The following is a 25,922-nucleotide window of genomic DNA, read 5'->3' as shown; positions in this document are numbered from 1 at the left end:
CGGGATGTCACCGCAATGGAACCCCTGGCCTTGCAAGGCGTAGGGCTTTGGGGCGATCATACTGCCGGGCCGCGGGCGTTTTCGCCCATGCGGACTGCGCGCCCTGCTTCCGATGGCATTGGCACGCCATCAAATCGAACAGAACAAGGCAACATGAACCCTGTCAAAGCACTTGAATCGCATGGTCAGGCCGTCTGGCTGGACTTTTTGGCCCGTGGCTTCATCGCCAGGGGCGACCTCAAGAAGCTGATCGAGAGCGACGCCGTGAAGGGGGTCACCTCGAACCCCTCGATCTTCGAAAAGGCGATCGGCAGCTCAGACGAATACGACGCCCCGATCACCAAGGCGCTGCAAAGCGGCGACCTGGCCGTGGCCGACCTGTTCGAGGCGCTGGCGATCGAGGACATCCAGCACGCCGCCGACGTGCTCATGCCGGTCTATGAAGCGCAGAACGGCACCGATGGTTTCGTGAGCCTCGAAGTCTCGCCCTATCTGGCGCTGAACACCGAGGGCACCATCAAGGAGGCGCAGCGGCTGTGGAACAGCGTCAAGCGACCGAACCTGATGGTGAAGGTGCCGGCGACCACCGAAGGCGTGCCGGCGATCGAGCGTCTGATCGGCGAAGGCATCAGCATCAACGTCACGCTGCTGTTTGCCCAGCAGTCCTATCTCGATGTCGCCGAAGCCTATCTGAAAGGCCTCGAAACCTACGTCGCCGGTGGCGGCGATCCGTCGCGTATTGCCAGTGTCGCCAGCTTCTTCATCAGCCGCATCGATGCGCAGGTCGACAAGCAGCTCGACGAGAAGATCGCAGCGGCCAATGACCCGGCCGAGAGGCAACGGCTTGCCGCGCTGAAGGGCAAGGTCGCGATCGCCAATGCCAGGCTGGCCTATCAGGAATACAAGAAACTGTTTTCCGGCGCGCGCTGGGAAAAGCTGAAGGCCAAGGGCGCGCAGCCGCAGCGGCTGCTGTGGGCTTCCACCGGCACCAAGAGCAAGGAATATCGCGACACGGTCTATATCGAGGAGCTGATCGGGCCGGATACGGTGAACACCGTGCCGCCGGCGACGCTCGACGCATTCCGCGATCACGGCCTGCTGCGCAACAGCCTCGAAGAAGATATCGAGGGCGCGAAGAAGGTACTCGCCGATCTCGATAAGACCGGCATCTCGCTCGACAAGATCACCGCCGACCTGGTGGCGAACGGCGTCAGGCTGTTCGCCGACGCCGCCGACAAGCTGTACGGCGCGGTGGCCCACAAGCGCGCGAAATCGCTCGAGGCCGGCAACGACAGCCAGCAGCTCGGCCTTGCCAAGGCGCTCGCGGAGACCGTCAAGACCAGCACCGAGGAATGGCGTGCGTCCGCCAAGATCCGCCGGCTGTGGCAGAAGGATGCTTCGGTCTGGACCGGCACTGACGAGGCCAAGTGGCTGGGCTGGCTGACCAGCGTGGCCGCCGAGAAGGCCAAGCTCTCTGACTACGCCGACTTCGCCAAATGGGTGAAGGCACAGGGCTTCACCGACGCCGTCGTGCTCGGCATGGGCGGCTCCAGCCTTGGGCCGGACGTGCTGGCGCAGACCTTTGCGCAGGCTGCGGGCTATCCGAAGCTGAGTGTACTGGACTCCACCGATCCGGCGCAGGTCCGCGCGACGGGTGCCGCGGTGAAGATGGCGACGACGCTGTTCATCGTCTCCAGCAAATCCGGCGGCACCACCGAACCCAACGTGATGAAGGACTACTTCTTTGCCGAAGTGACGAAGGCGGTCGGCGCCGACAAGGCCGGCGGCCATTTCGTTGCCGTCACCGATCCCGGCTCGTCGCTGGAAAAGGTCGCCACGGCGCAGAAATTCGCGCGCATCTTCCACGGCGATCCCACCATCGGCGGGCGCTACTCCGTGTTGTCACCATTCGGCATCGTGCCGGCGGTGGCTGCGGGCATCGATGTCGCGAAGTTGCTGGAGCTGACGCATTCGATGGTGCTGTCCTGCGGACCGGACGTGCCGCCGTCGGAAAACCCCGGCGTGCAGCTTGGTCTCGCCATGGGTGCCGCAGGTCTGGATGGCCGCGACAAGGTCACCATTCTTTCGTCGAGGAGGATCTCCGAATTCGGCGCCTGGGCCGAGCAGCTGATCGCGGAATCCACCGGCAAGGAAGGCCGCGGCCTCGTGCCGGTCGATGGCGAGACGTTGGGCGCGCCCGAGGTCTACGGCGCCGATCGGTTCTTCATCGACCTGCGCACGTCAGGCGAAGACGACGCGGCGCATGACGCCAAGCTCGACGCGCTGGAGAAGGCGGGGCATCCCGTCGTCCGCATCGTGCTGAAGTCGATTGACCATATCGGCCAGGAGTTCTTCCGCTTCGAGATCGCAACCGCAGTGGCGGGTGCCGTCCTCGGCATCAACCCTTACAACCAGCCCGACGTCGAGGACGCCAAGATCAAGACCCGCGACCTGACGGCAGCGTTCGAGAAGAGCGGATCGCTGCCGGCGGAAACGCCCGCTGCGACCATCGGCGATGTCGAGCTCTACACCGACGAGGCCAACGCGACTGCGCTGCGCCAAGCGGGTGCCGGTGACGACCTCGACTCGTGGATCAAGGCGCATCTTGGCCGTGCCGGCGCCGGCGACTATGTCGCGCTGCTGGCCTATATCGATCGCGATGCCGACCATATCGCCAGCCTGCAAAAAATGCGGATGGCGGTGCGCGACAGCAAGCATCTGGCGACCTGCGCCGAATTCGGCCCGCGCTTCCTGCACTCCACCGGACAGGCCTACAAGGGCGGGCCGGCGTCGGGCGTATTCCTGCAGATCACGGCAGACGATGCCGCCGACCTCGCGGTCCCCGGCCAGAAGGCGTCGTTTGGTATCATCAAGTCGGCGCAGGCGCGCGGCGATTTCGGTGTCCTGACCGAACGCGGCCGTCGTGCCTTGCGGGTTCATCTCAAGGGCGACCTGGCCGCGGGGCTGGCGGAGCTCGACAAGGCCATCCTCGCCGCAATCCAGCAAGCAGGGACAGTAAAATGCAGCTTGGCATGATCGGCCTTGGCCGAATGGGTGGCAATATTGTTCGTCGCCTGATGAAGAACGGCCACACCGCGGTGGTCTATGACAAGGACCCGAAGGCGGTGGCCGATCTGGTGGCCGAGACCGCCGTCGGCAGCACCTCGCTGCAGGAGTTCGTCAGCAAGCTCAGCAAGCCACGCGCGGTCTGGGTGATGCTGCCGGCCGGCCGGATCACCGAAACCACCATCGACGAACTGACGCATCTGCTGGAGCCCGACGACGTCATCATCGACGGCGGCAACTCGTTCTGGCAGGACGACGTCCGCCGCGGCCAGGCGCTGAAGGAAAAGGGCCTGCATTATATCGACGTCGGCACCTCCGGCGGCGTCTGGGGTTTCGAGCGCGGCTACTGCATGATGATCGGCGGCGACAAGAAGGTCGTCGACCGGCTCGACCCGATCTTCGCCACGCTGGCGCCGGGGACCGGCGACATTCCGCTCACGCCCGGCCGTGACGGCCGCGATCCGCGCATTGAGCAGGGCTATATCCATGCCGGCCCGGTCGGCGCCGGCCACTTCGTCAAGATGGTGCATAACGGCATCGAATACGGGCTGATGCAGGCCTATGCGGAGGGCTTCGACATTCTCAAGAATGCCGATCTCGAAGTGCTCCCCGAAGCGCATCGCTTTACGCTGAACCTGCCGGACATCGCCGAAGTCTGGCGCCGCGGCAGCGTGATCCCGTCATGGCTGCTCGACCTCACCTCTTCCGCGCTCGCCAATAACGAAACGCTCGATACTTATTCCGGCTATGTCGAGGATTCCGGCGAGGGCCGCTGGACGGTCAACGCCGCGATTGATGAGTCGGTGCCGGCCGAAGTGTTGACCGCGGCCCTGTTCGCGCGGTTTAGGTCGCGCAAGACGCACACCTTTGCCGAGAAGATTCTGTCGGCGATGCGCGCCGGCTTCGGCGGCCACAAGGAGCCGGAACAGCATCCTCACCCCGTCAAGCAGGCTGCGCCCGAAATCGTCAAGCCGAAAGCCGATTGATGACCGAAGCCCCCACCACCAAGACGCCGGATCCCTGCTCCTTCATCATCTTCGGCGTGACCGGCGATCTCGCCCACCGCCTGGTACTGCCGGCGCTCTATAATCTTGCGGTATCGAACCTGCTGCCCGAGAAATTCTGCGTGGTCGGCGTTGCGCGCAAAAGCATGCCGAGCGATGAATTGCGCGAGGACATGCTCAAGGGCCTGAAGAAGTTCGCCACCCGCCCGGTCGATGACGAGATCGCGCGCGGGCTGTTGTCCTGCCTGACATCGATTGCCGCCGACCCGGAAGATCCCTCCTCGTTCGACCGCATGCGCGAGGAGCTCGACAAACTCGAGCAACGCCGGGAGACGACCGGCAACCGGTTGTTCTATCTGGCGACCCCGCCCAACGCCTTCGCGCCGATCGCCAACGAGCTGTCGCGAACCGGGATGCTGGAGGAGAATGGCGCGTGGCGCCGCCTGGTCGTCGAAAAACCGTTCGGAACCGATCTGGAGTCGGCAAAACAGCTCAACAAGCAATTGCTCGACCTTGTCGAAGAGCGGCAGATCTACCGGATCGATCATTATCTCGGCAAGGAGACGGTGCAGAACATCCTGGTGCTGCGCTTCGCCAACGGCATGTTCGAGCCGATCTGGAATCGCAACCATATCGACCACGTCCAGATCACGGTCGACGAGAAGCTCGGCGTCGGCCACCGCGGCAGCTTCTACGACGCCACCGGCGCGTTGCGCGACATGGTGCCGAACCATCTGTTCCAGTTGCTGTCGCTGGTAGCGATGGAGCCGCCGGTCAAGTTCGACGCGCATTCGGTTCGCTCGGAGAAGGCAGATGTGCTGGGCGCCATCCAGATCCAGTCGGAGGCCGAGGCGCTGAATAATTCGGTCCGCGGCCAGTACACCGGCGGCACGATCGGCGATACCGAGATCGAGGACTATCTGACGTCGAAAGACGTCAAGTCCGACAGCACCACCGAAACCTACGCCGCGATGAAACTGACCATCGACAACTGGCGCTGGGCCGGCGTGCCGTTCTATCTGCGCACCGGCAAGGCGCTCGGCACCAAGCGCACCGAGGTCGCGATCAAATTCAAACAGGCGCCGTTCGCGATGTTCCGCGGCACGTCGGTGGATGAACTGGTGCAGAACTATCTGGTCATCAGCATTGAGCCGACCGAGGGCATCGCGCTGCATTTCAACACCAAGATCCCCGGTCCCTCGATCCGGATCGACGGCGTCGAGATGACGTTTCGCTACAAGGATTACTTCAAGGCCACGCCGGCCACCGGCTACGAGACGCTGATCTACGACTGCATGATCGGCGACAACATCCTGTTCCAGCGCGCCGACGGCGTCGAGGCCGGCTGGCGTGCGGTGCAGCCGTTCCTCGATGCCTGGCAAAAGGCCGGTGCCGATGGGCTGAGGCCCTACAAGGCGGGCAGCGAAGGCCCTGAGGAGGCCGATGAACTGATGACACGTGAGGGTCGCAGCTGGCGGAAGCTTTGCTGATGGCCGCCCCAAGCCCAGCAATCGTCGTTGTCGATGACGCCGCCGCGCTCGCCGAGGCCGCCGCCGCGCGCGTGATGGCGCGGATTGCAGACAATCCCGGCCGGATCGCGATTTGCCTGACCGGCGGATCCAGCCCGAAGCAGCTTTATGAGCTGCTCGGCCAGCAGCCCTTTGCCGGCCGGATTCCATGGCCCCGCGTGCACTGGTTCATCGGCGACGACCGCTTCGTGCCGCCCGGCGATTCCTTGCATAATATGAGCAAGGCCCGCGCGATCTTCCTCGATCGCTGCGCACCGGCCGCCAACATTCACCCGATAAATACCAGCGCCGGCAGCCCCGCCGAGGCCGCCACGTCGTATGAACGCGAGCTACAATTATTCAATGGCGCGCAGGACCTCGATCCGGCGCATCCGCTGTTCGACGTGGTACTGATGGGCGTCGGCCCCGATGGCCACGTCGCCTCGTTGTTTCCGACCTATCCGGCGATCGAGGTGACCGACCATTGGGTGGTCGGCGTTCCCGAAGCCCATGTGGCGCCGTTCGTGCCCAGGGTATCGCTGACCCTGCCGGCGCTGGGATCGTGCCGCGAGATGCTGTTCCTGCTCGGCGGTCCTGACAAGCGCGCCATCCTGTCGCGCCTGATGTCCGGCGAAGACCTGCCGGCCAACCGTGCGCGCGCCCGCGCTGGCGAAACCGTCTTCCTGTGCGACCGCTCGGCAATGCCGGACCGCGATAATGGATGATGCAAAGTTCTGCGCGCTGGTCGTGATGGGCGTGGCCGGCTCCGGCAAGAGCACGATCGCCGAAAAGCTCGCCGAACGGCTCGGCTGGACCTTTGAGGACGGCGACGATTTTCACCCCAAAGCTAATGTCGCCAAGATGAGCGCAGGCCATCCGCTCACCGACGACGACCGCTGGCCGTGGCTGCAGGCGATCGCCGACGAGATCGAAAGAGTATCCTGCAGCGGCGGCCATGTCGTCGTCGCCTGCTCGGCGCTGAAGCGTGCCTATCGCGACGTGCTGGTGCACGGCCGCCGCGATATCGGCATCGTCTATCTCGACGGCAACCCGGCGCTGATCGCGGACCGATTGAAGAGCCGAAAGGGCCACTTCATGCCGCCGGGCCTGCTCGACAGCCAGTTCAAGACGCTGGAGCCGCCGGCTCCGGATGAAAGGCCCATTTCGGTTGCGATCGATGCCCCGGTCGAAGCGATCGTCGATGCGATCATCGGCCAGCTATCTAACAGGACTTCTACATGACTCGTATTGCGCTCGTTGTTTCCGATGTCGACGGCACCATGGTGACCAAGGAGAAGGTCCTCACCGACGCCGCCCGCGCGGCCGTGCAGAAGCTGCGCGATGCCGGCATCGGCTTCACCATCACTTCGAGCCGGCCGCCGGTCGGCATGCGGTTTCTGGTCGAGCCGCTCGGCATCACGCTGCCGATCGGCCCGTTCAACGGCAGCTCGATCGTCGATGGCCAGTTGAAAGTCATCGCCCAGCATCTGATCCCGCAGGCTGCCGCCGCGCGCGCCATCGAGGTGCTGGAGCAATATGGCGTCGATCCCTGGATCTTCACCAATGACGAATGGCTGATCAAGCGCAACGACGGAATCTACGTGCCGCGTGAGCAGAGCACGATCCAGCACGATCCGGTGATCGTCGATCATTTCACGCCGTATCTCGGCCGGGTCTGCAAGGTCGTCGGCGCCAGCGACGACTTCCCGTTGCTGGAGCGCTGCGAGGCGGCGATGCAGCAGGCGCTCGGCGAAAGCGCCGTCGCGGTCCGCTCGCAGAACTATTATCTCGACATTACCCCGCCCGGCCAGAACAAGGGCACCTTCGTCGCCGCGATGGCCAAACGGCTGAATATTCCGCTCGATGCTATTGCCACCATCGGCGATATGCAGAACGATCTGCCTATGTTCAAGTTTTCGGGGCTGTCGGTAGCGATGGGCAATGCAACGGATGATGTGAAGGCAAAAGCGACGGATGTCACGACGTCGAACGAAGAGGACGGTTTCGCCGGCGCGGTGGAATTGATCTTGCGGAGGAATGCCGGGGGCTAGCTGTCGTCCCGGCCCAGTGAGCGCCAGCGAACGCCGAGCCGGGACCCATACCCTCCGGGCTCGTCGCAGCTATCAGACATTGCCACGGCGTCTCATCGGGAGGACGGAGGCTATAGGTCCCGGCTTGCGCTCGCAAGCTCGCTTGCCGGGATGACAATGTTCATTAAGGCGCATGCGCCTAGCAATCCGAGCGCGACCGCTTCTTTTCCGCCGCGCGCTTTGCGCCGGATAGATTATGCGCGGTGTTGACCAGCGCGATATGGGTCAGCGCCTGCGGGAAATTTCCGGTCTGGCGCCGCGCGATCGAGTCGTATTCCTCGGCCAGCAAGCCGACGTCATTGGCAATGCCTGTGACACGATCGAACAGTGCCTGCGCCTTGGCGATCTCGCCGGCGAGCAGATACGCATCCGCCAGCCACAGGCTGCAGGCCAGGAAGGCGCCCTCCACTGGCTGCGTCTCGCCGGTCTGTTCGCGCGGATCGTGGCGCAGCACGAAACCGTCGCGCATCAGATGGCGTTCGGTGGCCGCGATGGTGCCCTGGATGCGCGGATCGGACGCCGGCAAGAAGCCAACCGGCGACAGCAGCAGATTGCTGGCGTCCAGCACATCGGCGCCGTAGAATTCCATGAAGGCGTTCTGATCCTTGTCGAAACCTTTCTCGCAAACGTCGCGGTGAATGGTGTCGCGCAACGCGCGCCACTCGTCGAGCGGTCCGTCGAGACCGAATTTCTCGGCGCTGCGGATACCGCGATCAAACGCCACCCAGCACATCACTTTCGAGAAAACGTAATGATGGCCGACGCCGCGGCGCTCCCAGATGCCGTGATCGGGCTGGTCCCAGACGCCGGCGAGGTGTTCGAGCACCCGGAGCGCCACCGCCCAGCTTTCGCCGTCGAGCTCCAGCTCCGCCAATCGAAACTGATGCAAGGTATCGATCAGTTCGCCATAGACGTCGAGCTGCATTTGCGCATGCGCGGCGTTGCCGACCCGGACCGGCTGCGCGCCTTCATAGCCGGGCAGCCAGTCGGCCTCCCACTCCAGCAACCGACGCTGGCCCATGATGCCATACATGATCTGCATATCGGCGGGCGAACCTGCCGCGGCGCGCAGCAGCCAATGGTGCCAGGCCAGCGCTTCTTCAGTATAGCCGGAGTTCATCAAGACCATGAGCGTGAAGGTGGCATCGCGCAGCCAGCAATAGCGATAGTCCCAATTGCGGCTGCCGCCGAGCTTCTCCGGCAACGAAGTGGTGGGCGCCGCGACGATTCCTCCGGTCGGCGCATAGGTCAGCGCCTTCAGCGTGATCAGCGAGCGCATCACCAGATCGCGGCTCTCGCCTTTATAGGTGCAGCGCCCGCTCCATTCGGTCCAGAAATCCTCGGTGTCCGTCAGGGCGCCTTCGGCATCGATCGGCGCCGGCACCGGCAGATGCGACGGAGCGTAAGTCAGCACGAACGGCACGCTGTCGCCGGCGCGGATTTCGAATTCGGCAACCGTGGTCAGGTCTTCGCCATGCGTCGCTACCGGGGTGCGCAGCACCGCCATGTCGGGCCCGCAGATGCCGAGCAGCGTGCCGTCGTCCTGTCGCTGCACCCAGGGAATGTTGACGCCGAAGCCGAACCGCACCACCAGCTCCATCCGCAGCTTCACGAAGCCCCGCTCGCCGCGCACGATGCGGACCACGTCGGAGGCCGCGCCGCGCGGCGGCATGAAGTCGATCAGGGTGATCGCCCCCTCGGCCGTCTCAAAGGTCGTCTCCAGGATCAACGTGTCGCCGCGATATCGTCGCGTACACCTGGTCACCTCGGCTATGGGCGCGATGCCCCAATGGCCATGCTTTCTATCGCCGAGCAGCGCACTGAAGCAGGCATCGGAATCGAACGCCGGCCAGCACAGCCAGTCGATCGACCCGTCGCGGTTGACCAGAGCGGCGGTCTCGCAATCGCCGATCAGCGCATAGTCCTCGATAAGGCCCGACAACGTCAGGCGACCTCGCCCGAACGTTCGTGCAAGGCGCTTCGAAGCGCGCCCGCGTCGATCACCTCCGCGATTTCGTCCACGGCCACGGGCAGGCGCTGCCGCCAGTTCGGGTGCTCGTCGATGGTGCCGGGAATGTTGGGCTGATCGACCACGCCGAGCAGGTCCTCGAGTCCGATCGCCAGCATCCGCGTCGATGTCAGCGACAGGAAGCGGATCACGCCGTCCAGGTCGGCATGATCGATGCCGTGCTGGCGCAGGATGTCGCCGAGTTTCTCGATGGCATAGCGCCGGGCGTCGTCGCTCTCGCCAGGATCGATGCCGAGCGATCGTTTCAGCACCAGATCGGCATAGCTGCGCCAGCCCGCGAAGGTCGGAAGGTCGTGGGTGTTGAAGGTCACAAGCGCGTTGGTGGCGTAGTGGCCCAAATCACGGAACGCGGCGTGACTGTCGCGCTCGAACATCATGACAAGATATGACCAGACGCCCCAGTCGGCGAGTTCATCGCGGAAGCCGTCCGGCACGGTGCCGAGATCTTCGCCGATCACCACGCAGTGGTTGGCAACGCTCTCCTGTGCCGTCACGGCCAGCAACGCCTGCAGCGGCATCTTCACATAGGCGCCATTGGCGGCCGAATAGCCGTGCGGCACCACGTAAAGCCGGTTGAGGCCGAGCACATGATCGAGCCGGATCGCGCCGGCGTAGCGCATCGATGCCCGCAGCATGTCCTTGAACGGCACAAAGGAATTGGTCTCGAGCCCGGCGCCGTTGAAGCCGGCGAGACCCCAGTTCTGCCCGGCCGGCTGCAGCAGATCCGGCGGCGCGCCGATCGACAAATGGCGCGAAACGGCAACCTGTTCGTTCCAGGCATCGAACCCGCCGCTCTGGACGCCGACGGCGACGTCGAGATAGAGCCCGACCTTCATGCCGAGCCTGGCCGTGAGGTCATGGCAGGCCTTGAGCTGAAGGTCGGCGTTCCACTGCACGTATTCGATATAGGCCACTTCCTTGGCGTCATGGCCGGCGCGCAGACGGGCGCACTGGTCGTCGTCGGGGTGCTGGAATTCTTCCGGCCAGTCCCACCACGCGCTCTGATATTTGTGCCGCAGCATCTCGAAACAGGCAAAGCGCGTCAGCAGCGGCGCGCGTTCGGCGCGAAAGGCGGCGAAGGCGACCTGGCGGGGCGACGCCGGATCTGCGTTGAAGATCTCGAAGGCTGCACGCATCGCCTCGCTCTTCGCGGCGGCCACTGCGGCGTACTCGACTTGCGGGCTGGCGCGCAGACGAGCCAGCGTGTCGCCGCTGTCCGTGGCAGCGAATTCGTGTAATGCCTCGACGTCGATATAGAGCGGATTGAGAAACAGCCGGCTGTTCGGCGAATACGGGCTGCATTCGGCGGGGCGATCGTCGAACAGGGCATGGAGCGGATTGAGCCCGACGCCGCCGGCGCCGAGCGACGCCGCCATCTCGATCAGCCGCTGCAAGTCGGTAAAGTCGCCAATGCCCCAGTTGCGCTCCGAGCGCAGCCCGTAGAGTTGCACCGCGAGGATCCAGGACCGCTCGAACTCGCCGGGGAACGCCTTGGCCGGCGCCACGATGACCGGCGCCTCTTCGGAGAACAACGAGGCGTCGGTCAGCCGGACCCGCCACACCCCGACCGGCAGGTCGAGCGGCCACAGGATGCTGCGATCAGCGGTTTCGCCCTCGGCCAGGACTTTGACCCCGTCGATGATTTCCCACTTCAGCGGGAAACTGGCTGCGTCGGTCAGAAAGGTCCGCTCGGCCTGCTCGGCCCGCACCACCACCGGTCCGGTAAGAAAGCGGTGCTGGGTACGCACCGGCATGGCGTCGAGAATGATCTTGAGCGCGGCTTCGTCGGTGGTGTGCCAGTGCCCCTGCCCATCATGAAAACCGGTCTGGATTCCGAGTTCGGCGGCTTTGGTAAAAAGGTCCATGCGGGCACGTTCTTTGCAACGCAACAATGACAGATCGTTGCGAAATTTATGAATTCCACGAAGAGGATAGCAGCTTTCAACGCATATGCTTAAGCTCGGTTCCCGATGGAACTAACGCCCGTTGCCGCACTTTGTATATGATCGCAACGTCTCTTTTCCGCAACTCGAATTGGGACGACATCCTCTTGTCGATGGCCTCAACGTGAACAAAACCACTCAGACTGTCGAAAGCGCCACCAATGGTGCTTTCCATATCGAGAACATCTATCCGATCATCGACGGCGGGCGCTTCCCCATCAAGCGGATCGCCGGCGAGCCGATCGAGGTGTTTGCCGACCTGTACCGGGACGGTCACGAGATCGTCGCAGCTGCCATCGTGTGGCGCCGCGAGCAGGACAGCGTCTGGAACCGCACGCCGATGGCGCTTGAAGTCAATGACCGCTGGGGCGGCTCGTTCATGCCGGATGGCATCGGCCGTTATGTCTATGCCGTCGAGGCATGGACCGATGAATTTGCCACCTGGCGCCATGGCTTCGAGCTGAAGTTGAAGGCTGGCCAGGATGTCACGTTGGACGCGCTGGAAGGCGCGGGGCTGATGACCAAGGCACAGTCCGGCGGTCAGGAGGCTTCGGCGCTGATCGTGCGGCAGTGTGAAAACTATCTGCAGACCGGCGACACCGCGCCGCTGCTGGCGCCCGAATTGCGCGCCGCGATGTCGGAAGCCCAGGCGCGCCCCGACCTGACACGCTCGCCGTTGCTGCCGCTGATGATCGACCGCGAGCGCGCCCGCAACGGCGCCTGGTACGAGATGATGCCGCGCAGCCAGAGCAAGATCGAGGGCCAGCACGGCACCTTCCGCGATTGTATCGCGCGGCTGCCGGACGTCGCCGCGATGGGCTTCGACGTGGTCTATTTCACGCCGATCAATCCCATTGGCGTGACCAACCGCAAGGGCAAGAACAACGCGCTGAGAGGCGAGCCCGGCGACGTCGGCAGCCCCTACGCCATCGGCGGCAAGGAAGGCGGCCATGACGCCATCCATCCCGACCTCGGAACGATGGACGACTTCCAGGCGCTGCTCGCGGCGCTGAAGTCGCTCGACATGGAAGTGGCGCTCGACGTCGCCGTGCAGTGTTCGCCTGACCATCCCTGGATCACCGAGCACCCCGACTGGTTCAAGCGTCGGCCCGACGGCACGATGAAATATGCCGAGAATCCGCCGAAAAAATACGAAGACATCCACAACCCCGACTTCACTTGCGACGACGCCGGATCGCTGTGGAATGCGCTGCGCGACGTGATCCTGTTCTGGGCCGATCACGGCGTCAAAATCTTCCGGATCGACAATCCGCACACCAAGCCGCTGCGGTTCTGGGAGTGGATGATCCATGAAGTGCAGCTCAAGCACCCCGACGCGCTGTTTCTGGCCGAGGCCTTCACCAAGCCGAAGTTGATGAAGGGCCTGGCCAAGCTCGGCTTCTCGCAGTCATATACGTATTTCACATGGCGCACCGAGAAGTGGGAGATCGAGCAATATCTGAACGAATTGTGCGGTTATCCCGAGCGTGAATTCTACCGTCCGAACTTTTTCGTCAACACGCCGGACATCCTGCCTTTTCATCTGCAGTCAGGTGAAGCCTGGATGTTCAAGGCGCGCGTCGCGCTGGCGGCGACGCTGTCGTCGACCTACGGCATCTACAGCGGCTTCGAGCTGCTCGAAAACGAGGCCATTCCGGGCAAGGAAGAGTACCTGAATTCCGAGAAATACGAGATCCGGGTCCGCGACTGGGACAAGCCCGGCAATATCAAGCCCTATATCCGCGAACTCAACATGGCGCGCCGCGCGAACAAGGCACTCCAGCAGACCAGCAATCTGCGCTTCCTTGCTGTGGACGACGTCAATGTCATCGGTTTCGTGAAAGAATCCGTGGACCACAGCAACATGGTGGCCGGCGCGATTTCGCTTTCGCGCGACGTCCATGAGGTTTGGCTGCCGATCAACAGCCAGGTGATGATCGACGGCGAGCGCCGCGACGTGGCCGCGGTCGAGAATATCATTACCGGAGAGCGCCATCCGGTCGAATGGGGTGGTCTTCGCATCCGGATCGATCCGATGCGCGACCCCGCCATCTTCTTCCGTTGCCTCGCCTGAAAGCACTTCCCATGAACGTCATGTCTCCCATCGACTCGACTGTCGCGCCGGGCGCCAAGGATGATCATCTATGGTACAAGGATGCGATCATCTATCAGCTGCACGTCAAAGCCTTTTCGGACAGCAATAATGACGGCATCGGCGATTTTGCCGGCCTCACCGATAAGCTCGACTATCTGCAGGAACTCGGCGTCACCGCGCTGTGGCTGATGCCGTTCTACCCGTCGCCCGGCCGCGACGATGGCTATGACATCGCCGATTACGGATCGATCCATCCCGATTTCGGCACCATGAAGGACTTCCGCCGCTTCATCCACGAAGCCAAGCGGCGTGGCCTGCGGGTCATCACCGAGCTGGTCATCAATCACACCTCCGACCAGCACGACTGGTTCAAGCGCGCCCGGCGCAGCCCGGCGGGCTCGAGCGCGCGCGACTGGTATGTCTGGAGCGACAGCGACACGAAATATGACGGCACCAGGATCATCTTCACCGACACCGAGAAGTCGAACTGGACCTGGGACCCGGAAGCCAAGGCTTATTACTGGCACCGATTTTTTTCGCATCAGCCCGATCTGAATTTTGACAACCCACGCGTCGTCTCGGCGGTGGTACAGGTGATGAAACGCTGGCTCGATGCCGGCGTCGATGGCTTCCGACTGGATGCGATCCCCTATCTGGTCGAGCGCGACGGCACCAACAACGAAAACCTGCCCGAGACTCACAAGGTCATCAAGCACCTGCGCGCCGAGCTCGACGCCTATGCGCCGGGCAAGCTGCTGCTCGCCGAGGCCAACCAGTGGCCCGAGGACGTGCAGGAATATTTCGGCGACAGCGACGAATGCCACATGGCGTACCACTTCCCGCTGATGCCGCGCATTTACATGGCGATCGCCCAGGAAGACCGTTTTCCGATCACCGACATTCTGCGCCAGACCCCGGACATCCCGGCGGATTGCCAGTGGGCGATGTTCCTGCGCAACCATGACGAGTTGACGCTGGAAATGGTCACCGACGTCGAGCGCGATTATCTATGGTCCACTTACGCCAATGATCCGCGAGCCCGCATCAATGTCGGCATCCGGCGCCGTCTCGCGCCGCTGATGGACAATGACCGCCGCAAGATCGAGCTGATGAACTCGCTCTTGATGTCGTTCCCCGGCACGCCGGTGATTTACTACGGCGACGAGATCGGCATGGGCGACAACATCTACCTCGGCGACCGCAACGGCGTTCGTACCCCGATGCAGTGGAGCCCGGACCGCAATGGCGGTTTCTCGCGCGCCGATCCCGCACGGCTCTATGCGCCGACCATCATGGATCCGGTCTACGGTTATGAATCCGTCAATGTCGAGGCGCAGTCGCGCTCGTTGTCGTCGCAGCTCTCGGCCACCAAGCGGCTGATGGCGGTTCGCAAATCGACGCTGGCCTTCGGCCGCGGCACCATGACCTTCATCCGACCGACCAATCGCTCGGTTCTGGCCTATGTCCGCCAGTTCGGCGACGAGGTCATTCTTTGCGTCGCCAACCTGTCGCGTACCGCGCAGGCGACGGAGCTCGATTTGTCGCCGTGGAAAGAGCGGGTGCCCTGCGAAATGCTCGGCCGCAACAAATTTCCAGCGATCGGCGAGCTGCCCTACATGCTGACGATGGCGCCGTACGGCTTCTATTGGTTCCTGCTGGAAGAGCGCGACGAGTCCGAACATACCCAGCCCGCCGTGGTGCCGGAATTCGAGACGCTGGTGGTGCCGCTCGGTTCGTCGTGGATGACACTTGGCCGAACGCGCGGCGTATTCGAACGCGACGTGCTGCCGGCTCATCTGGCGCGCACGCGCTGGTATCCGGAACGAAACCCCAAGGCGATCCAAACCCGGCTGACTTCGGCGATCCCGTTCGCCAACGAAGGCGACAACCGGCCATGGCTGGCATTCTTCGAGAGCACGCAGCGCGGCGTCGCGACACGCTACCTGCTGCCGATGCAGATCGACTGGGTGCGCTTCGATCGCGAGCGCTACAACGCGCGGGCTTTCGCCGCCGTGCGCCAGGGCGCCCGCGAGGGCACGCTGCTCGATGTCGCCACGGATGCCGAGTTCATCTCGCTGCTGCTGGAAAACCTGCGCCATTCCGTCACCACGGAAGAAGGCGGCGCCCGGCTGGAATTCCGCCCGACGGCCAAGCTCGCCACGCTGCCGGTCAAGCCGCTGGAGCATATCCGCGCGGTCGAAACCGAGCAGTCGAACTCGACCGCGCTGGTCGACAGCGACTATGTCGTCAAGCTGTATCGCAAGCTGCAGACCGGCATCAATCCGGAGGCAGAGGTCGGCCGCTTTCTAACCGACGTCGCCGGCTATGCCAATACCCCGGCGCTGCTCGGCAGCATCGAGCTGATCGAGGGCGACCAGCATAGCGCGATCGCCATCATCCACGCCTTCGTGCAGAATCAGGGCGACGCCTGGACCGTTACTTCAGCCTATCTCGACCGCTTCGTCGATGAGCAGAAAATGCTCGTCAATGGTGCCGAGCTCGCCCAGAGCGACGAGCAGGTGCCGTATCTGCGCTACATGGTGCAGACCGGCCGCCGCGTCGCCGAGATGCACATGGCGCTGGGCAGCCACGACAACGTCGAGGGCTTTGCGCCCGAGCCGAATACGGCGGACGACGTCCGGCTGTGGATCGAAGAAATTGTATCCCGCGCTGAGGTCGCCTTCGACGGCATGCAGCAGCGCCGCGCCGGAGCCAAGGAAACCGATCGCGCGTTGATCGATCAGGTGCTAGCGCTGCGTGACGGTCTGCGCGAGCGACTGGCAGCCTTGTTGCCGCAAGACATCGACGGGCTGAAGATCCGCCACCATGGCGACTTCCACCTCGGCCAGATGCTGATCGTCAAGGATGACATCTTCATCATCGACTTCGAGGGCGAGCCGCGCCGTCCGATCGCCGAGCGCCGCCGCAAGGCGCCGGCGGCCCGCGACGTCGCCGGCCTGATCCGCTCGATCGACTATTCGGTCACAGCGGCGCTGGAACGTGCGATCAAGGTCACCCCCGACGAAAACGGCAAACTGGCCGCGGCGCTCGACGGCTGGCGGGAACGCGCAACGGCGGCATTCGTTGGTGCCTATCGCGCTACCGTGACCGATGCGAGACTGTGGCCCGCCGATCCGGCCAGGGCGGAGGCCATGTTGGACTTCTTCCTGCTTGAGAAGGCGTTCTACGAGATCGAATACGAACTTGCGCATCGCCCGGACTGGCTGCGTGTTCCGTTGGCCGGCACGCTGCGTATTTTGAATCAGCACTCTGAGGATGTTTCATGATCAAGTTACCCGAAGAGGCTTATGCAATCGTCGAAGGGCGACACGCCGATCCGTTTCACTATCTCGGACCCCACCAGGAGGACGACCGGACGATCGTGCGCGCCTTCCTGCCGGGCGCGAGCAATGTCGATGCGATCGATGCCCATGGCGCGACGACGGCGCTGGAGCGTCTCCATGAGGCCGGCCTGTTCGTGGGCCCGCTCGCCAATGGCTCGACCACCTATCAATTGCGCGCCCGTTATGGCGACAACACCGTCGATCTCGACGACCCCTATCGCTTTCCGCCGATCCTGACCGATTTCGACCTCTATCTGCTCGGCGAAGGCACCCACCAGCGCCTGTACGACAAGCTCGGCGCGCATCCGATGACGCTGGAAGGCGTCAAAGGCGTCGGCTTCGTCGTTTTCGCGCCGAACGCGCAGCGCGTCAGCCTGGTCGGAGACTTCAATTTCTGGGACCCGCGGCGTCACCCGATGCGGGTGCGCGGTGCCGGCTATTGGGAGCTGTTCGTCCCGGCGGCGACCGCCGGCGATCACTACAAATTCGCCATCACCGGACCGCAGGGCCAGAAGCTGGCGCTGAAGTCAGATCCGATGGCGTTCGCGGCGGAGCTGCGTCCCTCGACCGCTTCGATCGTGGTCGATGAAGAACACATCCCCCTGCCGCGTCCCGCGCCCGCCGATATCAACGCGCTGAACAAGCCGATGTCGGTCTATGAGGTGCATCTTGGCTCATGGCGCCGCAAGGGCGACGAAAACGCCTGGCTGACCTATCGCGAACTGGCCGAAACGCTGCCGCGCTACGCCCGCGATCTCGGCTTCACCCACATCGAATTTCTGCCGGTCAACGAGCATCCGTTCGACGGCTCGTGGGGCTACCAGCCGACCGGCATGTTCGCGCCGACCAGCCGCTTCGGCACCCCGGTAGACTTTGCCGCGCTGGTCGATGCCTGCCACGCCGAAGGCCTCGCCGTGGTGCTCGACTGGGTGCCGGGCCATTTCCCCGACGATCCGCACGGCCTCGGCGTGTTCGACGGCACCGCGCTCTATGAGCATGCCAACCCCCTGCAGGGCCGGCACATGGACTGGGGCACGCTGATCTACAATTACGGCCGCACCGAAGTGGTCAACTTCCTGGTGTCGAACGCGCTGTTCTGGCTGGAGCGCTACAATATCGACGGCCTGCGCGTCGATGCGGTCGCCTCGATGCTGTACCTCGATTACAGCCGCAACGCCGGCGCCTGGATACCCAACAAGTATGGCGGCCGGGAAAACCTCGAAGCCGTCGACTTCCTGCGCCGCTTCAACAGCGAGGTCTACGCCAAATTCCCCAACGCCATGACAGCGGCGGAAGAATCTACCGCGTGGCCGTCGGTGTCGCGCCCGGTCGAATATGGCGGGCTCGGGTTCGGCTACAAGTGGAACATGGGCTGGATGCACGACACGCTGAACTACATCAGCCAGGATCCGATCTACCGTAAATACCATCACGGCTCGATCCTGTTCGGTCTGCAATATGCGTTCTCGGAAAATTTCGTGCTGCCGCTGTCGCATGATGAAGTCGTGCACGGCAAGAAATCGCTGATCGGGCGGATGCCCGGCGACGACTGGCAGCGCTTTGCCAATCTGCGGGCATACTACGCCTTCATGTTCGGCCACCCCGGCAAGAAGCTGATGTTCATGGGCTGCGAATTCGCCCAGGAGCGGGAGTGGAATCACGACCGTTCGCTGGACTGGCACCTTCTGGAACAGCCCAAGCATGTCGGTATCCAGTCGCTGGTCCGCGACCTCAACGAGTTGTATCGCAACCAGCCTGCGCTGCACGAACTGGACTGCGATCCGGCCGGTTTCGAATGGGTGATCACCGAGGACGCCGCCTCCAACGTCTTTGCCTGGCTGCGCAAGGGCGCCAATCCACGCGCCCAGTGCCTCGTAGTGGTGAACTTCTCGCCGAACGTCTATCGCGACTACAAGGTCCGGGTGCCGTTCCCCGGCAAGTGGCGCGAGGTCCTGAATTCCGATGCCGGGATTTACGGCGGTAGCAATGTGGGCAATGCTGGTGAGGTGCAGACCACCGGGCTGGTGCCGGAGCTGAACCTCACTCTGCCGCCGCTGGCCGCCATTTTTCTCATACCGGAATTCTAAACATGCGCGTTACCACCGGAACTCACTCTCGCCTCGGTGCAAGCTGGGACGGCAGGGGGACCAACTTTGCGTTGTTTTCGGCGAACGCCCAGAAGGTCGAACTCTGCCTGTTCGACAGCCAGGGCCGTCGCGAGTTGGAGCGGGTGGAATTGCCGGAGCGCAACGAAGACGTCTGGCATGGCTATCTGGCCGACGTCTCGCCGGGCCAGCTCTATGGCTACCGCGTGCACGGGCCCTACGAGCCCGAGCATGGCCACCGCTTCAACGCGCACAAGCTGCTGCTCGACCCCTATGCCAAGAGGATGGCCGGCCGGCTGGTGTGGAGCGACGCGCATTTCGGCTACCGCACCGGCAGCGCGCGCGAGGACCTTTCCTTCGATCGCCGGGACAACGCCCGCGGCATGCCGAAGGCGGTGGTCGTCGATGAGACCTTCAACTGGGGCCGCAAGGAATCCCGGCCGAGCGTGGCGTGGGAAGACACCATCATCTACGAGGCCCACGTCAAGGGATTGACGATGGGCCGCAAGGACATACCACCCGGCATCCGCGGCACCTACCGCGGGCTGTCATCCCCGGCGATGATCGACCACCTGAAACGGCTCGGCGTCACCGCGATCGAACTGCTGCCGGTGCAGAGCTTCGTCGATGACCGCCGGCTGGTCGAGCTGAAGCTCGCCAATTACTGGGGCTACAATTCGCTGTCGTTCTTCGCGCCCGAAGCACGCTACGGCGCCGACAATCCGCTGGACTCGTTTCGCACCACCGTGGCGCGGCTGCACGATGCCGGCATCGAGGTCATCCTCGACGTCGTCTACAATCACACCGCCGAAGGCAATCACTTAGGCCCGACGCTGTGCTACCGCGGCATCGACAACGCCTCCTATTACTGGCTGATGCCGGACAACAAGCGCTATTACGACGACTTCACCGGCTGCGGCAGCTCCGTCAACCTGACGCATCCGCGCGTGCTGCAGATGGTGATGGACAGTTTGCGCTACTGGGTCGAGGTGTGCCACGTCGACGGCTTCCGCTTCGATCTCGCCACCGAATTGGCTCGTAATCCCAATGGGTACGATCGCAACAGCGCCTTCCTCACCGCGGTGCGCCAGGACCCGTTGCTGGCCACGGTCAAGCTGATTGCCGAGCCCTGGGATCTCGGCATGGGCGGCTATCAGGTCGGCGCGTTTCCCTCGCAATGGTCCGAATGGAACGACAAGTACCGAAGCGCGTTACGCCGATACTGGAGTGGCGAAGGAAGCCTGATCGGGGAAGTATCAAGCCGCATGACGGGGTCGTCCGACGTGTTCAACCATGACGGCCGCAAGCAGCGGGCCGGCATCAATCATGTCACAGTGCATGATGGCTTCACGCTGGCTGATTTGTTTTCCTATAACGAGAAGCACAATCTTGCCAATGGCGAGGACAACCGCGATGGCTCCAGCGACAATCTGAGCAACAATTTCGGCGTAGAAGGCCCGACCAGCGATCCGGCGCTGCAGGCGTTGCGCCGGCAGTTGCGCAAGAACCAGCTTGCCTGCCTGATGCTGGCGCAGGGCGTTCCCTTGATTCTGGCCGGCGACGAGGTCGGCAACACGCAGGACGGCAACAACAATGCCTACTGCCAGGACAACGAGATTGGCTGGGTCGGCTGGGAAAATCTCGGCCTCAAGGAAGACGACCTCACCGAATTCGTCGGCTACATGTCGCAACTCCGCGCGCGTTTCCCGCAGATCCGTGCGCAGAGGTGGCTAGACGGTCGCCGTGCCGACGGCACCTATGGTGTGCTGTGGCTGACGCCCGCGGCCGAGGAAATGACCGAGCAGGACTGGGCGTTTCCCGATGGCCGATTTCTGGCCTATGTGCTCAGCCCCTGCGAGGACAACCAGAACCCGATCTTCATCGTGCTGAATTCGGCGCCCGAGGGCATCCCCTTCAAGCTGCCGAAGCTGCCAGAATACAAGCATTGGCGCCAGGTGCTCAACACCGCCGACGACGCGCTGTCGATCGCCATCCTTCCTTCCGGCAGCGACATCGATGCGCCGCCGCGATCCGTTCTCGCATTTGCAGGTTCTTTTTCATGAGTAAGCGAAGTTTTGGACCGCGCCTGACATCGACAGGCGCGGAGTTCCGGCTATGGGCGCCCGCCGCCCAGCGTGTCGATGTGATGCTCGACAAGCTCTATCCGTTGGACCGCGACACCGACGGCTGGTTCACCGCCGAAGTGCCGGGCGTCAAGGCCGGCGCGACCTATCGCTTCCATATCGATGGCGCCGACAACGTGCCGGACCCCGGCTCCTCGTTCCAGCCCGGCAATATCGCCGGCCCCAGCGAAGTGATCGACCACGACGCCTACCCATGGAAAGCCGCCGACTGGCGCGGCCGGCCATGGGAAGAGACCGTGCTGATCGAGACCCATGTCGGCACATTCACGCCCGAGGGCACCTATCTCGCGATGATCGATAGGCTCGATCATCTGAGGGCAACCGGTATCACCGCGCTCGAACTGATGCCGCTGGCGGATTTCGTCGGCCGGCATAATTGGGGCTATGACGGCGTGCTGTGGTACGCGCCGGACTGCATGTTCGGTCGCCCCGAGGATCTCAAGACCTTGATCGACGAGGCGCATCTGCGCGGCATGATGGTGTTTCTCGACGTCGTCTATAATCACTTCGGCCCGGAGGGGAATTACCTCGGCTCCTACGCGCCCGATTTCTTCGGCGACGCGCATACGCCGTGGGGCTCGGCAATCAACTACAACCTGCCGCAGGTCCGCGCCTATGCGATCGAGAACGCGGTGGCCTGGGTGCGCGACTATCGCTTCGACGGGCTGCGGCTGGATGCCGTGCACGCCATCCCCGAGCAGGGCGAGATCCCGATGCTGCACGAACTCAGCCGCGAGGTTGGCAAACTCGCCGCCGAGACCGGCCGCTTCATCCACCTCGTGCTGGAGAACGATGACAACAAGGCCGCTTTGCTCGATCCCGTTACCGACCCGGCGCGCGGCAAGTACCGCGCGCAGTGGAATGACGACTATCATCACGCCTGGCACGTACTGCTGACCGGCGAAGACAAGGGCTATTACAGCGACTACTCGCCGCGCCCGATCGACCATGTGGTACGCACGCTGTCCTCCGGCTTCGCGTATCAGGGCGAACCTTCCGCGCATCGCGATGGCGAAGCGCGCGGCGAGCCGAGCGGCCAGCTCGAGCCCTCGGCCTTCGTCAACTTCCTGCAGAACCACGACCAGATCGGCAACCGTGCGCTCGGCGACCGGCTGGAAGCCATCGCGAAGCCGAAGGCGATCGAGGCCGCTCTGACCATCACGCTGCTGGCGCCGATGGTGCCGATGCTGTTCCAGGGCGACGAATGGGGCTCCAAGGCACCCTTCCCGTTCTTCTGCGACTTCAAGGGCGACCTCGCCGAAGCGGTCCGCCAGGGTCGCAAGAAGGAATTCGCCTCGGCTTACGAAAAATACGGCGACGAAATTCCCGATCCCCTCGACGAGTCGACGTTTCAGTCCGCCGTGCTCGACTGGAAGAATCTTGACGAAGCCGCCGGCCAGCAGCGGCTGAAGCTGGTACGCGACCTGCTCGCGCTCCGCCAGCAGCACATCATTCCGCGGCTCCGTGGCGCACGCTTCGGCGCTGCGGAGGCTGCCGATAACGGCCTTCTCACCGCCCACTGGACGATGGGTGACGGCGCCACGCTACGCCTGCTGGCCAATCTCTCCGGTAACACGATCGCCGAACGACCGACCCTGGCTGGCACGAACCTGTGGGGCCGCGATGCCCTCAACGAGGTGGCGCCGTGGTCGGTGTCCTGGCGAATGGAAAACTAAACATGACGTCTGCCATCCCCGTTGCCACCTACCGCCTCCAGCTCACCGGCGATTTCACCTTCGATCACGCCGCTGCCGTCGTGCCCTATCTCAAATCGCTGGGCATCACGCACCTGTATGCCTCGCCGTTCCTGAAGGCGCGTGCCGGCAGCACGCACGGCTACGACATCGTCGACCACACCCAGTTCAATCCCGTGCTGGGCGGTGAAGAAGGTTTCGAGCGCCTCTCGGCCGAACTGAAGAAGAACGATATCGGCCTGATCCTGGACTTCGTGCCGAACCATGTCGGCGTGCATTTCGCCGACAATCCGTGGTGGCTGAGCGTGCTGGAATGGGGCCAGGCGTCGCCGCACGCCGTTTCGTTCGACATCGATTGGGATACCCTGCCCTACCGCGCCCGCGGCGGCGTTCTACTGCCGATCATCGGCACTTCTTACGGCCAGGCACTGGAGTCCGGCGAGATCGAGCTGAAGTTCGATGCGGAAGAAGGCAGCTTTTCGGCATGGTATTTCGAGCACCGCCTGCCGATCGCCCCGGAGCGCTACAGCGAGATTTTGCGCACCGTGGTGAAGGAGGCCGATGCCGCCGAAACGCCCGCCGGCAAGGCGATCCTCGCATTCGCCTCGCGTTACAAGGGCCTGCGCCATCCCAACCTCTCGGAAGCCCCCGGCTTCAAGAAAGAGTTGGCAGCCGTTGCCGGTGGCGCCGCGCTGATCGAGAAAGGCCTTGATGCCTACCGCGCCGGGGCAGACCGCCCGACGCAAATCCAGACCCTGCACAATCTCCTCGAGCGTCAGCACTACAAGCTTGGCCAGTGGCGTCTGGCGTCCAGTGAGATCAACTATCGGCGGTTTTTCGACGTCAATACGCTGGCTGGCCTGCGCGTCGAAGACGCCGGCACGTTCGATGCCATCCATACGCTGGTCAAGCGCCTGATCGCCGAGGACAAGCTGCAGGGCCTGCGGCTCGACCACATCGACGGGCTGCGCGACCCCGCGCAGTATTTCCAGCGGCTGCGACGCCTGGTGCGCGACGCACAGGTCGACAAGTCGAAGCCGTTCTACGTGCTGATCGAGAAGATTCTCGGCGAGGACGAAAGACTGGTCGATCTCGCCGGCGTTCATGGCACCACGGGCTATGAATGGCTCAACGCCATCACCCAGGTGCTGGTCGAGCCCCGGGGCCTCGACCCGCTCGACGAGATCTGGCGCCAGGTCAGCAACTCCTCGCCGAAATTTGCACCGGTGCTGCGCGAGGCCAAGCAGCGCGTGTTGGAGACGCTGCTGCTCAGCGAGTTCACCGTACTGACGCGCCTGTTGGCGCGGATCGCCGGCGGCCATTACACGACGCGAGATTTCTCGGCCGATACGCTGCGGCAGGCCTTCGAGCTCTACGTGCTGCATTTCCCGGTCTACCGCACCTACATCACGGCGACCGGCCCCTCCACACTCGACCGCGAACTGATCTCCACCACGATCGAGAAGGCCCGCACCGACTGGTTCGGCGCCGACGAGGGCTTGTTCGACTTCCTCAAGGACGCGCTGACCCTCGACCTCTTGAAGCCCGGCCGCGTCGCCCATAGCAAGCCGCGGGTGCGCCGTTTCGCCATGAAGGTGCAGCAATTCACCGGCCCGACGATGGCAAAGTCGCTCGAGGACACGGCGTTCTACCGCTACCATCGCCTTTTGGCGCTCAACGAGGTCGGCGGCGATCCCTGCGCCAATGCGATGCCGCTCGGCACTTTCCACGACATGATGAAGGAACGCGCCCGCGACTGGCCGCACGGCATGACGGCGACCGCAACGCACGACACCAAGCGCGGCGAGGACGCCCGCGCGCGCCAACTGGCCCTGGCCGAACTGCCCGGCGAATGGGCCAATGCGGTCAGCCGCTGGAAGGTGCTGAACGCACCGCATCTGGTAATCGACGGCGACATGCGCGCGCCTTCGGCCGCCTTCGAATACATGCTGTACCAGGCGTTGCTCGGCGCCTTGCCGCTGGAAAAGCGCGACGGCACGTTCGTGGAGCGGATGCAGGCCTATGCGCTGAAGGCGGCGCGCGAGGGCAAGCAGGAAACCTCCTGGCTCAATCCCAACGATGCCTATGAGAAGGGATTGAATCTTTTTCTGGAGCGCATCCTCGATCCTGCCCTGTCGGGCGAATTCCTGGACGCGCTGGAGACGTTCTCGAAGCGGACCTCGTTGCTGGGGGCGCTGAACTCGCTGAGCCAGATCACGCTGAAGGCGACGATGCCCGGCGTGCCCGACTTCTATCAGGGCACCGAATTGTGGGACTTCTCGCTGGTCGACCCGGACAATCGCCGCCCGGTCAATTTCAAGCAGCGCGCCGCGATCCTCGCCAAGGTGCAGACCCCGGACTGGGACGCGCTAGCTCAGGACTGGGACAGCGGCCACATCAAACTAGCCTGGACGCGCGAGCTGATCCGCCTGCGCAGCGAGATGGCCGAGGTGTTCACGCAGGGCGACTACGAGCCGCTGGAAGTCACAGGGCCACATGCCGAGCACGTCATTGCCTTCGCAAGGCGTCACGGCCGCGACGCCGCAATCGTGGTAATCGGCCGTTCTTTCGGAGAGCTGACGCAGGGTGGGCGCGCCTGGCCCGCCGCGAACGCCATCGAAGCGCAGGTGTTGGCGCCGGGCTATGCGGTTGAAGGCGCAGCCGATGCGGAAGGCGGTCTTCATGTGGCCCGCCTGCTGAAAGGCATGCCGGTCGCGGTTATCAAGGCGCAGGTGCCTGTAGGCACCCCGCGGGTTCGTTCGACGCGCTTGCGATAGCAACGAAAAGGCCGCCCGGGATCGACGGCCGGGCGGCCAAGCGGATTTCGTGCCGACTCGCGAAGTTCGGTTCCCTTCCTCCGCACGTCCGATTTTTGCATCAATTTATTTGCAACTGGTTGA

The 25,922-nt window shown here is 63.6% G+C and carries 14 protein-coding genes; 12 read left to right on the top strand and 2 right to left on the bottom strand.

The features are described 5' to 3' along the window. Positions 1–153: 153 nt before the first annotated feature. The 6 genes from FNL56_RS09960 to FNL56_RS09935 are packed head-to-tail and all read left to right on the top strand — an operon-like array spanning position 154 to position 7,629. A complete protein-coding gene (locus FNL56_RS09960; protein ID WP_143581977.1) occupies positions 154–3,036 on the top strand; it encodes a bifunctional transaldolase/phosoglucose isomerase in 2,883 nt (960 codons plus the stop codon). Then, the gene (gnd, locus tag FNL56_RS09955; RefSeq protein ID WP_143577788.1) at positions 3,021–4,052 is read left to right on the top strand and encodes a phosphogluconate dehydrogenase (NAD(+)-dependent, decarboxylating); all 1,032 of its coding nucleotides are present in this window, start codon (positions 3,021–3,023) and stop codon (positions 4,050–4,052) included. The genes FNL56_RS09960 and gnd overlap by 16 nt, the downstream gene beginning before the upstream one ends. After that, on the top strand, positions 4,052–5,560 hold the full coding sequence (gene zwf / locus FNL56_RS09950; protein WP_143572556.1) for a glucose-6-phosphate dehydrogenase: 1,509 nt from the start codon (positions 4,052–4,054) through the stop codon (positions 5,558–5,560). Before gnd ends, zwf begins: the two co-directional genes overlap by 1 nt. Next, on the top strand, positions 5,560–6,303 hold the full coding sequence (gene pgl / locus FNL56_RS09945; RefSeq protein WP_246660922.1) for a 6-phosphogluconolactonase: 744 nt from the start codon (positions 5,560–5,562) through the stop codon (positions 6,301–6,303). Before zwf ends, pgl begins: the two co-directional genes overlap by 1 nt. Further along, positions 6,296–6,820 (top strand): gluconokinase, encoded by a 525-nt coding sequence (locus FNL56_RS09940; protein ID WP_246660921.1) that lies wholly within the window; start codon positions 6,296–6,298, stop codon positions 6,818–6,820. Before pgl ends, FNL56_RS09940 begins: the two co-directional genes overlap by 8 nt. Further along, a complete protein-coding gene (locus FNL56_RS09935; RefSeq protein WP_143572555.1) occupies positions 6,817–7,629 on the top strand; it encodes a Cof-type HAD-IIB family hydrolase in 813 nt (270 codons plus the stop codon). The genes FNL56_RS09940 and FNL56_RS09935 overlap by 4 nt, the downstream gene beginning before the upstream one ends. Positions 7,630–7,807: 178 nt before the next feature. On the opposite strand, the gene FNL56_RS09930 is transcribed toward FNL56_RS09935, so the two are convergent. Then, positions 7,808–9,610 (bottom strand): glycoside hydrolase family 15 protein, encoded by a 1,803-nt coding sequence (locus tag FNL56_RS09930; protein ID WP_143577787.1) that lies wholly within the window; start codon positions 9,608–9,610, stop codon positions 7,808–7,810. Positions 9,611–9,612: 2 nt separating this feature from the next. Next, positions 9,613–11,562, bottom strand: coding sequence for a 4-alpha-glucanotransferase (gene malQ, locus FNL56_RS09925; RefSeq protein WP_143572553.1), 1,950 nt, complete (start codon positions 11,560–11,562; stop codon positions 9,613–9,615). A gap of 202 nt (positions 11,563–11,764) precedes the next feature. Here malQ and FNL56_RS09920 point away from each other — a divergent pair, with 202 nt between their 5' ends. The 6 genes from FNL56_RS09920 to treY are packed head-to-tail and all read left to right on the top strand — an operon-like array spanning position 11,765 to position 25,799. Next, positions 11,765–13,714, top strand: a complete 1,950-nt coding sequence (locus tag FNL56_RS09920; protein WP_143572552.1) for an alpha-1,4-glucan--maltose-1-phosphate maltosyltransferase — start codon at positions 11,765–11,767, stop codon at positions 13,712–13,714. An 11-nt stretch (positions 13,715–13,725) separates the two neighbouring features. Beyond that, complete coding sequence (gene treS, locus FNL56_RS09915; RefSeq protein WP_143572551.1) at positions 13,726–17,022, top strand: maltose alpha-D-glucosyltransferase; 3,297 nt, start codon at positions 13,726–13,728, stop codon at positions 17,020–17,022. Beyond that, on the top strand, positions 17,019–19,166 hold the full coding sequence (gene glgB, locus FNL56_RS09910; protein WP_143572550.1) for a 1,4-alpha-glucan branching protein GlgB: 2,148 nt from the start codon (positions 17,019–17,021) through the stop codon (positions 19,164–19,166). The genes treS and glgB overlap by 4 nt, the downstream gene beginning before the upstream one ends. Before the next feature lie 2 nt (positions 19,167–19,168). Then, the gene (gene glgX, locus FNL56_RS09905; RefSeq protein WP_143572549.1) at positions 19,169–21,247 is read left to right on the top strand and encodes a glycogen debranching protein GlgX; all 2,079 of its coding nucleotides are present in this window, start codon (positions 19,169–19,171) and stop codon (positions 21,245–21,247) included. After that, positions 21,244–23,004, top strand: a complete 1,761-nt coding sequence (gene treZ, locus FNL56_RS09900) for a malto-oligosyltrehalose trehalohydrolase (protein WP_143572548.1) — start codon at positions 21,244–21,246, stop codon at positions 23,002–23,004. Before glgX ends, treZ begins: the two co-directional genes overlap by 4 nt. A gap of 2 nt (positions 23,005–23,006) precedes the next feature. Continuing rightward, positions 23,007–25,799 (top strand): malto-oligosyltrehalose synthase, encoded by a 2,793-nt coding sequence (treY, locus tag FNL56_RS09895; RefSeq protein WP_143572547.1) that lies wholly within the window; start codon positions 23,007–23,009, stop codon positions 25,797–25,799. The last annotated feature ends 123 nt before the right edge of the window (positions 25,800–25,922 follow it).

It is taken from the genome of Tardiphaga sp. vice304 (assembly GCF_007018905.1).
GTDB lineage: Bacteria > Pseudomonadota > Alphaproteobacteria > Rhizobiales > Xanthobacteraceae > Tardiphaga.
This window is presented reverse-complemented; position numbering and strand designations above follow the sequence as displayed.

What these genes read in the sequence shown, in the direction of transcription:
- FNL56_RS09960 (WP_143581977.1), top strand. Translation starts at nt 154, where the DNA reads ATGAACCCTGTCAAAGCACTTGAATCGCATGGTCAGGCCGTCTGGCTG.
- gnd (WP_143577788.1), top strand. Translation starts at nt 3,021, where the DNA reads ATGCAGCTTGGCATGATCGGCCTTGGCCGAATGGGTGGCAATATTGTT.
- zwf (WP_143572556.1), top strand. Translation starts at nt 4,052, where the DNA reads ATGACCGAAGCCCCCACCACCAAGACGCCGGATCCCTGCTCCTTCATC.
- pgl (WP_246660922.1), top strand. Translation starts at nt 5,560, where the DNA reads ATGGCCGCCCCAAGCCCAGCAATCGTCGTTGTCGATGACGCCGCCGCG.
- FNL56_RS09940 (WP_246660921.1), top strand. Translation starts at nt 6,296, where the DNA reads ATGGATGATGCAAAGTTCTGCGCGCTGGTCGTGATGGGCGTGGCCGGC.
- FNL56_RS09935 (WP_143572555.1), top strand. Translation starts at nt 6,817, where the DNA reads ATGACTCGTATTGCGCTCGTTGTTTCCGATGTCGACGGCACCATGGTG.
- malQ (WP_143572553.1), bottom strand. Translation starts at nt 11,562, where the DNA reads ATGGACCTTTTTACCAAAGCCGCCGAACTCGGAATCCAGACCGGTTTT.
- treS (WP_143572551.1), top strand. Translation starts at nt 13,726, where the DNA reads ATGAACGTCATGTCTCCCATCGACTCGACTGTCGCGCCGGGCGCCAAG.
- glgB (WP_143572550.1), top strand. Translation starts at nt 17,019, where the DNA reads ATGATCAAGTTACCCGAAGAGGCTTATGCAATCGTCGAAGGGCGACAC.
- glgX (WP_143572549.1), top strand. Translation starts at nt 19,169, where the DNA reads ATGCGCGTTACCACCGGAACTCACTCTCGCCTCGGTGCAAGCTGGGAC.
- treZ (WP_143572548.1), top strand. Translation starts at nt 21,244, where the DNA reads ATGAGTAAGCGAAGTTTTGGACCGCGCCTGACATCGACAGGCGCGGAG.
- treY (WP_143572547.1), top strand. Translation starts at nt 23,007, where the DNA reads ATGACGTCTGCCATCCCCGTTGCCACCTACCGCCTCCAGCTCACCGGC.